Genomic DNA, 14,047 nt, shown 5'->3' on the forward strand with positions numbered 1-14,047 from the left:
CCCGCAAGAATCTTGAATGGGTCCGACAGAGTTCTAGTTCTTGTCAACCTAAGTAAATCTATTGCCGACGTACCGGTTCAGGGTGACAACCAATGATCCCGCGCGCCCTCCTTCACCTCAACCGCATCTCCAAGCAACAACCTCATGTCTGGCACAATGTAGACTCTTTCCGCCAAGCCAAAGGGGTAGATCTCCCCAACTGGCCGGATTGGTGTTTTATGCCCCTGGCCGCCTGGGTTGCGATAGCTTCCGAGGGTGCCCCAATGGGCAGCCCTGCAATGCTTCGAGCCGCTGGTGATGCGTCAAGGCTGGCCGCTGTCGGCACATGGCGTTACACCCAAGGAATATATCGCTTCGATGAAGACGTGGCGGGAGCGTTGGCGGATACAGGTATAGTTGGTGATATGCCAACAGACGTTCTGTTACGTCTGCCGGAATGGTGTGTCTATATAGAAACTCCGGGACGGAAGTGGCATGGCGAAACTCTACACGGGTTTTGGGCTCATGTTGAGCATGACATTAATGACAGTCGCCCAGAGCTAAGGTTGTTGCTTGATACAGACCAAGGGTTATGTCCTCAAATATTACACATTGGCTCCTGGACGGTCACGGAAGCAATTTCTCGGTGGTACGGCGAGGCCCAAAATCAGTCGGCTAAAAACGGCCTTGCATTGCCTGAAATGGACTCTGATTTTATTCAGGCGTCTAGTGTGGCAATCCAGCCTTTGCTGGCCCTGGTACTTTATTTGTGCAGCGAGGAGCCGGAGATAGAAGACCGTGAGCACCCCGGCGAGCTTGCACGTACGCCTAAGCCCAAACGCACAAAAAAAGGATGGCGGCTTTTCCCGCCATCAAAACCGCGCATTTGGTACGTCGCCGAAAGTATTGGCGAAAGGCTACGCCGTGAATACGACAGTGAGCCTACCGGGCGTACCGTGCGCCCACACCTGCGCCGAGCGCATTGGCACGGTTTCTGGTCAGGCCCACGCGAAGGTGAGCGGAAGTTTCGGTGTAAGTGGCTGCCGCCCACTTTGGTGGCCGCAGTGGAAAATGATGACTTATCTAAGCTCGACTGAGACTCTGGATCCGGTTGGGAAATCCACCCCATTGCCAAATTAACGTTCTGTTGTATAGGCGCATTGTGAGCTTTCGATATCGAAGAGGACAGGCGTGCTCTGGGCGTTCAGACTAAACCGAGAGCCGAACATCAATAGCATGTGATTGCATCGGATAGAAGCAGGGGATGAGACGCCCCCGCCGCCCCTCGAATAGTGGGCATTTCTGTTACTGGTTGTCGTTGACAACCAAAAATGGTTGACAAAGAATATTAAAATCAACGAGTTATTGACTTTTGTTCTATATTCGCTATACTGGTATTGAAGGTTGAGAGAAGTGAGATAGTTCAGCTTTCATTCACCGCCCTAGGGCGGCTTAAAAAAACGTCATTGATTTTGAGGGTAGTGTTACATCAACTTCGACTGGTGTTATTGACCGCCTTATAGGCGGCTTCGCTCAAGGATGAGCACTTCTCGCATAACCGGCTGAGTCCGGTGTTCATTAGAATGAAAGCACCTGCAAAGGTGAAGTTTTGGGGCCGTTTAGGCCCCATTTCTTTGCGCCCGGCAAGGGCCCTGTGCGCTCCTGGTGATGCAAATATCCAAGTAGACCTCAGGCAAGAAGGCCATGACGAAGGTAAGCGAGGGGTCTCCATGAAAAAGAAACGACCAACAGAACAGGAGCTACTCAAAGACCTGGATGCCTGCGGAGCCCACGCGGACGAGCTGACAGAGCCGCTTCCCCACGAGTCTGAGCCCCTGGAAAAACTGAGAGGGTCAGTCAAGAAATTAGAGCGACCCATAGACCCCGCTGCTGACCCAGAACACTGGGAAGCATGGTTCGACGGAGAAGGCGTTTCAGAGGATTTCATGAAAGACCGTGGAGAGAAGCGGTAAATGGCCCATTAGAGCTTTAGAGTGTAAATCCGCCCCTTCTCTGGTAAGCGCCCAGTCATCGGTCAGGGTCATTAACTGACATTACTGAGCCGTGAGTGATTTAGTGATTGGGGGAAGGTAACCCATAACAAGCTAAGTAGTCAGAGGGCATATTGCGCATTAGAGTAGGTTTGAGCTGGCAAGTCGGATTGAGCAATAACATGAGCAAAGATCTGTTTGGCTTAGGAGACAACGACATTGCTGATATCGATCGCAGGCAGCGGGAGGAGCTGCGCCGGCGTAACTCCAAAAATGAGCCTGAGGTTGTTCTCTCGATGTGGACGCTTGCCCAGTTGACTCGTGATGACCAGATAGTGAAGACGGTTGTATACGGAGTTGTAACTAAGTGCTTGACCGATGACTATCAGGTCGGCGATATCGTGTGCAGCCCCTCTTTGCTGAGCACCCCTCCACACCCTGGTCGGCGCATCTACGTGACCCCGCGACTGCGGTTTGAATGCAAAGGCGCAGGTAATGAAATCACGATCCGCGAAGATGAGCTGAGTAGACGACTGCTAGCGCCAGATGCCGATATGGATGACATCAAGCGCCAAATTGAGCGCGGTGAGCTGTGAAGCCGCTTCTGTGTCTTGATCTTGAAGGGACTTTGCTCAGCAACGCAGTCTCTCAAATTCCTCGCCCTGGTCTTTACCTATTTCTTGAACATTCAGCGGAACTCTGCGATTTGATGATTTACACCAGTGTGAGCGAAGAGCGGGCGTCGGCGGTCCAAAAGCTGCTCGTCGCTGAGCATACAGCACCTATGTGGTTTTCAGATCTCGAAGTTATTCGACCAGCCGGGACGCTGAAACCAAAATCAGCCTGCGGCCGTGAGGATGCTTTTCTCCTCGATGACCAGGAGGGGGTTATTGTCCCTGGGGAAGAAGAATGGTGGATCCAAATTCCGGAATACCGTCCACCGTACGCTGATGATGATCGAGCGCTCAAAGACGCGCTCGAGGATATCAAAATCCGAACTCGCTTATTGGAGCCCAGCTTCCGGGTAGACCTGAGAGACTTGTGATGCGACTTGTCTGCATCTCTGACACACATAGCCTGCACGAAAAGATTCTCCCGATCCCTGATGGGGATGTCTTAGTGCACGCAGGAGACTGCACTGGTTCAGGCTCCCTGCCGCAGCTCGACGACTTCACGCGCTGGCTCGGGTCTCAGCCTCACAGTCACAAAATCCTGATCGCAGGTAATCACGACTGGTGCTTTGAAAAGTATCCCGAGTGGTCCGGGGAGATGTGTGAAAAGCAGGGGATTACCTATCTTCGGGGAGAAGCAACGTCTATTGAGGGGCTGAACTTTTACGGGTTCCCATGGCAGCCAGTCTTCCGATGGATGGCTTTCAACGCAAAAGAGGGAGAGCGCTGGGGCCGTCTCAAGCTTGTCCCGGACAACACAGATGTTCTTGTGACGCACGGACCTGCCCTGGGGATATTTGATTACATCCCGGATCTTGGTCAGCACGTAGGGTGCTTTCCTCTTGGAAAGAAGATTGACCAGCTACCTCAGCTCAAAGCCCACATCTGCGGTCACATCCACGAATCGTACGGCTTCGCCGTTCGCGAAAGTGACGGAATCAAATTCGCTAATGCAAGCATCTGCACTGAGAGATACAAGCCTATCAACCCTCCGATCATCATAGATCTTTGAGGAACGGAGATTTAATGCTTTTTCGCGGTAAATCCAACAAAGCCGCTGATAGCGGGGGTTTCGAGGATCTCTTTGGTCATGGCTGGTGACCCCTATCTCGGGTGTGCTTGAAAAGTTTGCTCAGGAAATGTCGCTAAAAAGTTTTTGTAGCTCTGCGGCAGATCCTCTCGAATTCCTTCTCTAGATCCGATTTAAAGTCTTCAGTGTAGGTGCCAGTTAAGTCCCAACTTATTTCAAGGCCGTCTCGCCCGAATTTCATATCAGGTAGGCGACACCGCATCTGCTTGCATCGGATTGAAGCAGGGAATGAGACGCCCCGTCGCCCCTCGAATAGTGGGTATTTCTGTTACTGGTCGTCGTTGACAACCAAAAATGGTTGACAAAAAACAATAAAATCAATGAGTTGTTGACTTTTGTTCTATATTCGCTATGCTGGTATTGAAGGTTGAGAGAAGTGAGATAGTTCAGCTTTCATTCACCGCCCTAGGGCGGCTTAAAAAAACGTCATTGATTTTGAGGGTAGTGTTACTTCAATTTCGACTGGTGTTGTTGACCGCCTTATAGGCGGCTTCGCTCAAGGATGAGCACTTCTCGCATAACCCGCTGAGTCCGGTGTGCATTAGAATGAAAGCACCTGCAAAGGTGAAGTTTTGGGGCCGTTTAGGCTCCATTTCTGTTTGTGGTGCTGCGCATTAAATGTTCGCAAAGGCTTCCTGGTTGTAGGAGCGCTCTTCGGCGCAAAACCACTGCTGGTTAATTCGGACCGCATTTCTGCCCTTCTTTCTTGTCTCAGATTGATACTCTAGGTTGTTCAAAGCAACGACGCTGTCTGTCGCACTGGTCCATTACACTGCGTTGGTTGGCAGATTTCGGAGTGCGCGAAACCACTTCAGGTTGCCCCCAAACGGCTAAACTCGTGTGGCATGCATACCATCGCAATCCGCTACGGAAAAAAGATCCTTTGCTGATCTTTCTAAAACAAGCCTGAAACTCAGAGATGCACAGCATTTCAGGTACAGTCACGAAACCTTTAAAACTGCAAATGTCTGACCGAAGCGGTTGAGGGTTCTTGTTGAACAGAATCTCCTCCTACATTGAGGATGGAACACTAACAATAGATATAGACTCCCCAGATTTTATACTCGATCTCGACACAAGGATCGTACAAACTGACCCGAAAGTTGTACGATTTAAAAACCGAGGTAAGTGGTTTAACCCTCCATGGGGGCATCTGAGAATTAGAATTGAGGATACTCATCCAGTCTCCCTTGCGCGTTTAGGGCTTGAGTTCTACCAATCCTACATTGCGGAGGCCGAAAACTGGCTCAACGGCAAGGGAGCACAATGCAGTATTAAGTAATTTTGTATTCGAGAATACAGTCGAAACCACTTCATCGTGTGTTGAATGGCGTCCGCGAATACTATATATTGTAATAGTGCTCATCGCAGCTGTTTATTCTTTGCTGCTTGAGTTGGAAAGAACGCTTTGGCGGACTGGCGCAAGTGATGATGATCACCGATGCGCAGGCGCTTGGTCGCTCAATCACGATTTATGTGAGGCAGTGACTCAGGGCAGTGCGTCAATACATTGGCTTCTAATCCCCAGAACGACCCGGGAAGCCGATGAGGTTCTTTTTCAGCGAGGGCTGGAGCGTGGAGGCAGTTCGGTGAAAGTTCGTGAATCCAAGTCTAGAGCGTTAGAGGGTTGGGCAACGGTGTTATCAGCTGTATCAGCACTGTTATTGCTCATCGCGATGGTTGTTGGGCCGGAATCGATAACCAGGCCAAACACCAGAGACTCCGGGATCGCAATGATAAGCATTCGCACCCCCGGGCAATTGCTGCTTGAGTTGGAAAGAACGCTTTGGCACACTGGCGCAAGTGATGATGATCACCGATGCGCAGGCGCTTGGTCGCTCAATCACGATTTATGTGAGGCTGTGACTCAGGGCAGTGGACTTCTCGATCGGTTTGTGGGGATTTTAAGGGTCAAACCGGCAAGAGTTATCTCCTCCTAGCGTGTCCTACCTATATAAAGGCCTTAACGATGGGGCAAACTGCACTTTATAACGTTTCGAATAACTCTCGGCTTTTAAAATCTTGGAAAAAAATAAATTCGCGCGCAACTGGCTCAAAACGCTTAGTAAGTGGAGTTGATAGAGTTTCTGTTGAAGATTTCAACTCTATTAGCAATAAGCAGCTTGAGCTAATTCAACAGGAACTTCGGAAGCGTCGTTACCGTTTTTCTAATCTCTCAGCGTTTACGATCCCAAAAGAAAATGGCGATTACCGGATTATTAATATTCCAATTATCCAAGACCGCATCGTTCAGTCGGCCTTATTAGATTTCCTTTCAGATAAATCAATCTTCAAATCTCAATCAAACTATGGGTTCCTGAAAGGCAAGACTGTTAAAAAAGCCCTTGAGAAATTTTTGGCATTGAGAACAAATTTCCCTTACGTTGTTAAAGTGGATGTTGAGGCATTCTTCGACACTATTCCAAGAATTGAATTGATAAAGCGTGTTAAAAGTAAAATTCGTTATCCATCAATACGCCAGCTTATTTTCGATATAATAGAGTGTGATTCCGAGTTCCGCTCTCAAGCTGACCTGAAGAAAGCAGAAGCAAAAGGATTGAAAAAAGGCACGGGAATACGCCAAGGAATGCCACTTAGTCCTTTCCTCGCTAATTTGTATTTAGACCAGCTTGATCTCTTCGTAGAGAAAAAAGGATATTCTTTAGTGCGATACGCCGACGATTTTGTTGTTTTGTGCTCAAGTCATTCTGAAGCAGAAAAAGCGAAGTTGGAGGTGATTTCTTGCCTAAGTGGATTAGGATTATTAGTCAGTGATAAGAAAACTGCTATATTTTGCCCGGAAGATAAAGTTGAATTTTTGGGAATCGATTGTTCATTAACTGAATCCAATAATTATTGCTTAGAGCTATCAAATAATAAAATTCGAAGATTGATATCAAATCTATCCAGTTTTCAGAACATTAATTATTGCCTTAAAAACAACGTCCGTCTTTTTGGATTAGAGAAAAGATTGGATTCTATGATTTTGGGGTATCTACAAGCTTATGACGTTTGTCAAAATTATCAAAGTATCAAGGATAAATTGTACGCTGAAAAGAATAAAACAATACGATTTGTTGTAGAAAACGGAATTGGAGTAAAGATGAATAGTCTTGATGAGAACCAGAAAAAATTTCTCGGCGTAGCTTGAGTAGTCAACTAATACCGGGCAATATTATAAGTTTTTCTTCTGCGATCACGGGTGGCTTGTTGTAGTAATCCATCAGCTAGTTGCCAGTATCCTTCCTTGCGTCAGGAATCGATCGATCCGAGTGAAGGGATCCATTTTCTTCAAGCTTCGGAAGACCCGTTCCATAAGAACTCAAGAGTAGCAAGTCGAGCCAAGCTTTATGTTGAAAAGTTGCAATTCCCTACACTCAAATTTCTAAAGAAGGGGCATTTTCCTTCAACCACTCCCTGCATTCCTGATAATCCGGCATGATCCGTTCAACTTCCCGCCAATAGGCAGGGGAGTGGTCATGCTGTTTTAGATGGCAAAGTTCGTGGACAACAATGTAATCAACAATCCTAATTGGGGCCATGATGATTTTCCAGTTGAACTCCACGCGACCGTTGATAGTGCAGCTTCCCCAGCGCGACTTAAAGGATCTGATGCCGACACCGTTGGGATGCGCCCCAACGACAGCCGCGTAACGGTCCACTTTAACTCGCAACTTGTTGTTGGCTTGATGCTTGAACCATCGGGTGAGGGCGTTTCGGATCATATGTGGCTGTTTGGAGCCATGCGGAGTCGTCACAACTAAACGACCATTTATTAGCTTTACTGGCGCAAAGGGACCCTCTTCGACCTTGAGTCGATAATTGCGCCCCAGGTAGCTGAAGGCCTCGCCGGAAACATATTCTTTAGCGCTGATTGGCGCAGCCTCAAGATGCAATGCAATTTTTTCCCGAACCCACTGGCGCTTTTCAGCCAATATCTGATCGATTTTCTCAGGCTTAGTGTGTTGAGGAACAACCACTGTTACAGAGCCTTCCTCAACGCGCACGTCAGCTGTTTTACGCCGACTGGTGCGGATGATCTCGGCAATAAACCCATCACCATCACGATATTCTGGTTTGGTCGGTTTATGAGTAGTTCTCATCATGAAAATTTCGTCTTTGCCAGTTCGAGGAAGCGATCCTGCACCTCGGTGACAACGGCTTTTTCACCAAAGGAACAGTCCAGAATCGCCCGCTTGATTTCCTTCTTCATCCGCTTCACTTCATCCGGTTTGCTGAAGAAGTCCACAATTTGGGTGGCTTCATCAAACATGCCCACCAGGTCTTGGCTGGTTGTTTTGATTTCATCGTGGACGGCTTCGCTGAAGGTGTCTTCCCCGATGTGCGCCGCCACCTCTGCCATCAGGATGTTGTAAAAGGCGAACTCCGTTTCACTCAGGCCCAGGTCGTCCGCTTCCTTCTTGTGTTCGGTTTCGATGCTGCTGACCATCTGCAACAGCAGTTCTAGTTGCTGATCCCACTTGCCCGCTGTCTTTTCAATGATGTCGCGCAGGCGCAGACTCAGTGATTTGTAATACTCCGGGTCTTCATCCAGGTTCACGATGAGGTGGTGTTTGATGGCGCTTTCGATTTCCGAGGCACGGGATTCGGGGGATTTGATCTGGTCCACCATCTCCTTGAAATTTTCCGCCATGAGGTCGACCGGTGGAATCTTGGGGTCTACACCCGTGCTGATAATGTGTTCATCCACCAGCTTGCGCACCTTTTCCCCGGCGTCTGAAATGTTCAGTCCTGGGTCGCGGTAACGAGTGCGGGCAGCATTCTGGACCTTGCCCCATAACTTAAGGTCTGGGATGAATGGCTTGGCGGCGGTATCCGGCAGGATGACATCCATTTGCTTGGCGAAGCGTTTAAATGAGAGTTCAAATTGTTGCCGAACATCTTCATCCTTCAAGCACAGAACATAGTCATCCACATCTATTTTTACCTCGCCTGGCTCAAGGCTGTTTTTAACGCCGGAAAATATCGAAGCCACGCGGGTGTGAGAGGCTTTTAGCTTGGGGATTTCATCCTTCAGCGTGTGGTAGGTGCCTTCCACATCGTCACTGCTGAATTGGTTCAGGGCTTCGGTCAGGTAGTCGGACAAGCCGTAGTAATCCACCACATAGCCGCAAGCTTTACCTTTATAGGTACGGTTCACCCGCGCAATTGCCTGCATCAGGGTGTGGTCCTTCAGGCTGCGATCAATGTACATCACTTGGGCAATAGGGGCGTCAAAGCCAGTCAGCAGCATATCTTTGACGATCAGGAAGGCGGTGGGGTCTTCCTTCTCTTTATCCGTACCCAGTGGCTTGGTGTAGCTCTTGATCACCTTCTTCTGTCGGGCTTTGTCCGTGTATTGAGTCAGGTACGCCGGGTCATTGTGAGTGCCGGAGATGATGACTTCAGAAGGGGGCGCGCCCAGTTCGTCCAGCGACTTTTTGAAAACGGTGGCCGCATGACGACTCCCCACGACAATCATGGCTTTGAACCCATTGGGCTGAATCTTTTCCCGGTAATGTTTCAGCAGGTCGATACATACCCAGCGAATCCGCGCCGGGGCTTCCCGTATGGCGCGTTCCACTCCGTACTTCTTTTTGATCTCCCGCTTTTCGTCGTCGCTTTTGTCTTTGAAGTACTCTTCAAACAACGCATCCAGTGAGTCACCCACAACATCGCTCTGTACCTGACGACCTTCGTAGATAATGCGCACGGTGGCACCGTCTTCCACGGCTTCGTTGATCTTGTATTGGTCGATGTAGCCACCGAAGGCTTGGTCCATCTTTTGGGTTTTCAGTAACGGGGTGCCGGTAAAGCCGATCTTGGGCGCATTGGGCAGGGCGGCGTTGATGGTCATGGCCAAGCCGCCAAACTGGGTGCGGTGGGCTTCATCCGCCAACACAATGATCTTGTCGCTGGGGTTCAGGTCGGTGAAGTCGCCTTCCTTTTCGGCATCCTGAAACTTCTGCACCATGGCCGTTACGATGTCGGACGAATCCTTCTTCAGCAGGTCTTTCAGTGCAGCGACCGAGTCGGCGTTGTAGACGGTTTCATTCTGGGCATCACGGAAGGTCGTCGATAACTGGCTGTCCAACTGGGTGCGGTCGGTGACGAACACCAGCTTGTATTGCTGAAGCTCCGGATCACGGCGCATCTTCACCGCCAACATGACCATGGTCAGGGACTTTCCCGACCCTTGGGTATGCCAGACTATCCCGGACTTCTCTTTGCGCGTGGTGCCGGTTTTTAGGCGCTCTATCACCTTGTTTACGGCTCGATACTGCTGATACCTCGCCACCTTCTTGATCAGGCGACCGTCCACCGGCTCGTAAAGGGTGAAGTTCTGGATCAGATCCAGGAAGCTAGCGGGGTTGAATATGCCTGCCAACAGGCGTTCTTGTGCTGTCAGGGGTGCGTTGACTTCGGGCTCTCCAAAGGCAACCTGTTTGGCTTTCACCAGATATTCCGGGGAGGGCACATCACTGATCTTGTGGTCATCTGCACCAGTCACCGGCAGCGACTTTGCCAACTGTTCCCGAATGTCCGCATCGGTGAACGGGTACGCGTCTTTCCAGTCCCCATAATGCTGCGCGGTGGAACTGATGGTGCCCACCTTGGCTTGATCCCGACAGGTCGATACCATCAGCTGGTTGTACCAGAACAGCCGCTGAGCGCCTTCATCGTCTTCCGGGCGGCGCAGGTTGGCGTAACGGCGCAACTGATCGATGCCCTCTGCCATAGGGCTGGAAAGGTAAGGGGACTTGCATTCAATCACCGCCAGCGGCAAGCCGTTCACAAAGCAGACGACATCGGGAATGATGTTCTGGTTAGCGCCCTCCACCTTAAACTGGTTTGTACAGAGGAATTCGTTGTTGTCCGGGGTATCGAAATCAATGATCTTGACGGTCTGGCCTTTACGTCCCTTGCCCAGGTCCTGCTCCACCGACAGGTAATTAACCAGCAACTGATAGATGGCGTGGTTGTATTCCATCAATCCGGCATGGAAGGGGTGGGTAAACTCCCGAAGTACCTTGCGCAAGTTTTCGTCACTGATCCAGGGGTTCAGGCGCTGAATGGCGGCTTCAAGACGATTAGTTAAAACGACATCCCGGTAATAGCCGCGTTCGCCCAAGGGTGAGCCGTCCACGGGTAAGACGGGAGCCAGTGCAGCGCCGGATATGTAGGTCCAGCCCAGCTTTTGCAGCTGTTCAATGGCAGGTTGTTCGACCTTTTCAATTTCGTCCTGAAATAACATAAGGGGATGGATGCCTTAATCAGGCCACCACTGACTCCTTTTCATTTTGTTTGGTGTTGACGCGGACCTTGCCGGTCAGGAGGTCTTGCATCAGGGCCTTTTTAGCGTCTACTAACACGGCAAGTTTTTTGTTGATCAAATTAATTTTCAGTGCGATTCCATTCATAAGTTTGAACATTTCCGTTTGCTCATCCAGCGGTGGCAATATAACTGGAAAGTTTTTCAATACAGCCACATTTAGGTTCTGCTGTGCGCCCCCTGCTTGACCTCCAATTACGAAGCTTTTCCCGTAATCTGAATTGATTAACATTGAAAGGAAATACGGATTAAGTTTTGTTTTCTTCGGTCGGGAGATGAGTGTTGTAAAACTATGGCAGCCATCATATTCATCTGGAACTACCGCAGATATACCAGGGTAGCCGGTCCGTACCGTAACGACATCACCTGACCTGATCTTTTTAGAAGCATTCTTTTCTGAAAATTTTTCAGAAATTAGTAGCATATCCGTGCGCCTGATAGCGTCAGGCAAAATATTCTGATTCCTTAATAGAGGAATACCTTCGCTGGAATAGGCGTGCGTCGTTGAACTTGCAATTCCAACGCTGATCTTACTGCACAATTCTTCAAGTGGAAGAATCTTCCACCGAGCCGGAATCCGCCCCACCGGCGAATCCTTGAATTCCGTATGCGGAACGCCGTCCACCCCAATCCCTTTCGTCAACAACTCCTGCATCATGCCGGTTTTCAGGTCTTTCAGCTTGTCGGTCTGTGCGCGTGTTGTTTCGATGACGTTATCGACGGATGACAGGATGGTGGCGATTTTTTGTTGTTCGGGGAGTGGTGGGCGATATATTCGCAATCCACCGAGCTGTGCCAAGTTTAAATTTATCTGAGCATTACCAGCCTGCGAATCACTTATTTGTTTAGCTGTATATGGGCTTTCAATTGAATACCTTATAAAATCGGGAATGACTTCATTATTACGAAACCTGACTATCCCAACAGCTTGATTGGTGTTAGCCGGTAGGTTGTATTTCCTTACTATTGCCGATCGTCCAATCGCTCCCGCTATTGATACCAAGAGGTCTCCAGCATGGAGCTGGGAACGCTTCAACGAATCATGAGTTTGCGTATCAATGAATTTCAAATCTCGTTCATCGATAGCGCCAGCTTTAGAAATATTTTCGACGCGGATAAATTTTATGCCACTCCGAGCGTAGCTCGCTCCACTAGTGGTGGGAGTCGTTCCTTTTGTAACTACGGTGGACACATCATTTAGCGAGCATTCTGTCCACCCTTCCGGAGCCCTATCACTCATAACCAAGCTCCTGCAAATAACCCTTCATCACACTTTCTGCTTCCGCCACCTTCGCATCCAGCTCGTTCAGTGACACCCGGTATTTGTCCCACCAGCGTTCCAGCTGACTGATCACAGGCGCGGCGACATCACCGGCCACTTCCCGAATGGCTTCCTTGCTGTCGATTTCGGGCTTGAAGTCGTAATAGTCATCAACCCGCCTTACGAACACTGTGGACATGTCAAAGCCGTCCAGTATTTCTTCGCGGATGTATTCGCTTTCTACTTCCCGCACCGGAATGCCACCGTGCAGGATGGCACGCACGTCGAAGATTTCCGGAGGTAGTGAGGTGTCAGCGTAGCGGCGGATGTTGAGGTTGTAATCGTTGTCCGCAATCTCTGCCAGGGTGACGACTTTGGCATAGCGTTTGATGTCCGCATAGTCGTCAAAGGCGGTGACGATCTTGTCGATGTCCTGGGGGCGTAATTTGTTCTGGTTTTTGCCTTCTTCGTATTCCAGCTCGCCGTTGATGAACAGTACCTTGCCCCTGCGTTCAGCGGGCTTGTTCTTATTGATGATCAAAAGGCAGGCAGGGATGCCCGTGCCGTAGAACAGCGCGGCAGGCAAGCCCACCACGGCTTCCAGCAGGTCATCATTCAGAATGCCCTGGCGTATTGCCTTTTCGCTGGAACCCCGGAATAGAACGCCGTGGGGCATTACGACGCCCATCATTCCTTCTGCATTCAAGCTGGCAATCATGTGTTGGACGAACGCCAGATCACCGGAGTCTTTGGGCGGGGTGCCATAGGGGAATCGCCCGTAGGCATCGTTGTCCGCTTCTTCCTTGCCCCACTTCTTCAGGCTGAAGGGTGGGTTGGCGATTACCCGATCAAAGGTCATCAGCTCGCCACCTTGGGTGTGCTGCGGGTTGCCCAGCGTATCGCCCTTGCGAATGTCCGCGCTGTAGACCCCGTGCAAGAACATGTTCATCTTGCAGATGGCCCACGTATTCAGGTTCATCTCCTGACCGGCCAGGGACAGGTTAAAAGGGTTTTCACCCTGTTCTGCAAGGTAGTTACGGGTTTGCACCAGCATGCCGCCAGAGCCGGCAGTAGGGTCATAGATACGCATGCCCGCATGGGGTTTCAGCAAGGCAACTAGCAGTTGCACCACCTCGGACGGGGTGTAGAACTCGCCGCCTTTCTTACCGGCGCTGTCGGCAAACATCTTGATCAGATATTCATAGGCGGTGCCCAGCAAGTCCGGGCGTTCAAAATCGGCATTGCGCAGGCGGTAGCGGCTGAAATGGCTGAGTAGATCCCGCAGCTTTTTGTCAGACAGCTTGTTCTTGATATTGAAATCGATAGACACCAACACGCCTTCCAGTGAAGCGTTGAACTCTTCGATGGCTTCGGTGGCTTTGTTCAGCTCCGCGCCGATGTCGTGCTTCAGGTCCTTGATGGCATCCCAGCGGGCAATGGGCGGGATGTAGAAGGTTTTGTCGTATTCGTCTTCATCATTCGCAAGCTCACGAGCCTCGGCTTCGGTTTTGCCTTTGTCCCGGTAATACTGAATAACCGCTTCCTGAGCTTCCTCGAAGGCGTCTGACAGGCGCTTGAGGAACATCATGCCGAAGATGTAGTCCTTAAATTCGGAAGCGTCCATGTTGCCGCGTAGGATGTCAGCGGTTTCCCAGAGGAAGGATTCGAGTTGCTGTAGCGTGATGTTGTGGCTCATTCGATGGGGGTCCGTTCCTAGGAATT

11 protein-coding genes are annotated in these 14,047 nt (G+C 50.1%); 6 read left to right on the top strand and 5 right to left on the bottom strand.

The window, feature by feature from the left end:
• Positions 1-92: 92 nt before the first annotated feature.
• The 5 genes from CPH80_RS04515 to CPH80_RS04535 all read left to right on the top strand — a co-directional run bounded on the left by CPH80_RS04515 (position 93) and on the right by CPH80_RS04535 (position 3,653).
• On the top strand, positions 93-1,076 hold the full coding sequence (locus tag CPH80_RS04515; protein WP_096275810.1) for an AcrVA2 family anti-CRISPR protein: 984 nt from the start codon (positions 93-95) through the stop codon (positions 1,074-1,076).
• Positions 1,077-1,709: 633 nt separating this feature from the next.
• The gene (locus tag CPH80_RS04520; RefSeq protein WP_096281397.1) at positions 1,710-1,952 is read left to right on the top strand and encodes a hypothetical protein; all 243 of its coding nucleotides are present in this window, start codon (positions 1,710-1,712) and stop codon (positions 1,950-1,952) included.
• Positions 1,953-2,152: 200 nt separating this feature from the next.
• Entirely contained in the window at positions 2,153-2,566 is a 414-nt protein-coding gene (locus CPH80_RS04525; protein ID WP_096275811.1) for a hypothetical protein, read from the top strand.
• A complete protein-coding gene (locus CPH80_RS04530; RefSeq protein ID WP_096275812.1) occupies positions 2,563-3,015 on the top strand; it encodes an NIF family HAD-type phosphatase in 453 nt (150 codons plus the stop codon). The genes CPH80_RS04525 and CPH80_RS04530 overlap by 4 nt, the downstream gene beginning before the upstream one ends.
• A complete protein-coding gene (locus CPH80_RS04535; protein WP_096275813.1) occupies positions 3,015-3,653 on the top strand; it encodes a metallophosphatase domain-containing protein in 639 nt (212 codons plus the stop codon). The genes CPH80_RS04530 and CPH80_RS04535 overlap by 1 nt, the downstream gene beginning before the upstream one ends.
• 1,636 nt (positions 3,654-5,289) lie before the next feature.
• Here the strand turns inward: CPH80_RS04535 and CPH80_RS04540 are convergent.
• Positions 5,290-5,475, bottom strand: coding sequence for a hypothetical protein (locus tag CPH80_RS04540; protein WP_096275814.1), 186 nt, complete (start codon positions 5,473-5,475; stop codon positions 5,290-5,292).
• A 225-nt stretch (positions 5,476-5,700) separates the two neighbouring features.
• Here CPH80_RS04540 and CPH80_RS04545 point away from each other — a divergent pair, with 225 nt between their 5' ends.
• On the top strand, positions 5,701-6,882 hold the full coding sequence (locus CPH80_RS04545) for a reverse transcriptase domain-containing protein (protein ID WP_096275815.1): 1,182 nt from the start codon (positions 5,701-5,703) through the stop codon (positions 6,880-6,882).
• Between the two features lie 226 nt (positions 6,883-7,108).
• On the opposite strand, the gene CPH80_RS04550 is transcribed toward CPH80_RS04545, so the two are convergent.
• The 4 genes from CPH80_RS04550 to CPH80_RS04565 are packed head-to-tail and all read right to left on the bottom strand — an operon-like array spanning position 7,109 to position 14,021.
• Positions 7,109-7,837 (bottom strand): M48 family metallopeptidase, encoded by a 729-nt coding sequence (locus CPH80_RS04550; RefSeq protein WP_227520351.1) that lies wholly within the window; start codon positions 7,835-7,837, stop codon positions 7,109-7,111.
• On the bottom strand, positions 7,834-10,986 hold the full coding sequence (locus CPH80_RS04555; protein WP_096275816.1) for a type I restriction endonuclease subunit R: 3,153 nt from the start codon (positions 10,984-10,986) through the stop codon (positions 7,834-7,836). Before CPH80_RS04555 ends, CPH80_RS04550 begins: the two co-directional genes overlap by 4 nt.
• A gap of 19 nt (positions 10,987-11,005) precedes the next feature.
• Positions 11,006-12,304 carry a restriction endonuclease subunit S gene (locus CPH80_RS04560; protein ID WP_096275817.1) on the bottom strand — a complete coding sequence of 433 codons (1,299 nt, stop codon included), beginning with the start codon at positions 12,302-12,304 and terminating at the stop codon, positions 11,006-11,008.
• Entirely contained in the window at positions 12,297-14,021 is a 1,725-nt protein-coding gene (locus CPH80_RS04565; RefSeq protein WP_096275818.1) for a type I restriction-modification system subunit M, read from the bottom strand. The genes CPH80_RS04560 and CPH80_RS04565 overlap by 8 nt, the downstream gene beginning before the upstream one ends.
• Positions 14,022-14,047 lie beyond the last annotated feature (26 nt).

Origin of the sequence: Marinobacter sp. LV10R510-11A, assembly GCF_900215155.1 — a bacterium.
Taxonomy (GTDB): Bacteria; Pseudomonadota; Gammaproteobacteria; order Pseudomonadales; family Oleiphilaceae; genus Marinobacter.

Coding starts and splice junctions, on each gene's coding strand:
- CPH80_RS04515 (WP_096275810.1), top strand. CDS start 93: ATGATCCCGCGCGCCCTCCTTCACCTCAACCGCATCTCCAAGCAACAA.
- CPH80_RS04520 (WP_096281397.1), top strand. CDS start 1,710: ATGAAAAAGAAACGACCAACAGAACAGGAGCTACTCAAAGACCTGGAT.
- CPH80_RS04525 (WP_096275811.1), top strand. CDS start 2,153: ATGAGCAAAGATCTGTTTGGCTTAGGAGACAACGACATTGCTGATATC.
- CPH80_RS04535 (WP_096275813.1), top strand. CDS start 3,015: ATGCGACTTGTCTGCATCTCTGACACACATAGCCTGCACGAAAAGATT.
- CPH80_RS04540 (WP_096275814.1), bottom strand. CDS start 5,475: ATGCTTATCATTGCGATCCCGGAGTCTCTGGTGTTTGGCCTGGTTATC.
- CPH80_RS04545 (WP_096275815.1), top strand. CDS start 5,701: ATGGGGCAAACTGCACTTTATAACGTTTCGAATAACTCTCGGCTTTTA.
- CPH80_RS04550 (WP_227520351.1), bottom strand. CDS start 7,837: ATGATGAGAACTACTCATAAACCGACCAAACCAGAATATCGTGATGGT.
- CPH80_RS04555 (WP_096275816.1), bottom strand. CDS start 10,986: ATGTTATTTCAGGACGAAATTGAAAAGGTCGAACAACCTGCCATTGAA.
- CPH80_RS04560 (WP_096275817.1), bottom strand. CDS start 12,304: ATGAGTGATAGGGCTCCGGAAGGGTGGACAGAATGCTCGCTAAATGAT.
- CPH80_RS04565 (WP_096275818.1), bottom strand. CDS start 14,021: ATGAGCCACAACATCACGCTACAGCAACTCGAATCCTTCCTCTGGGAA.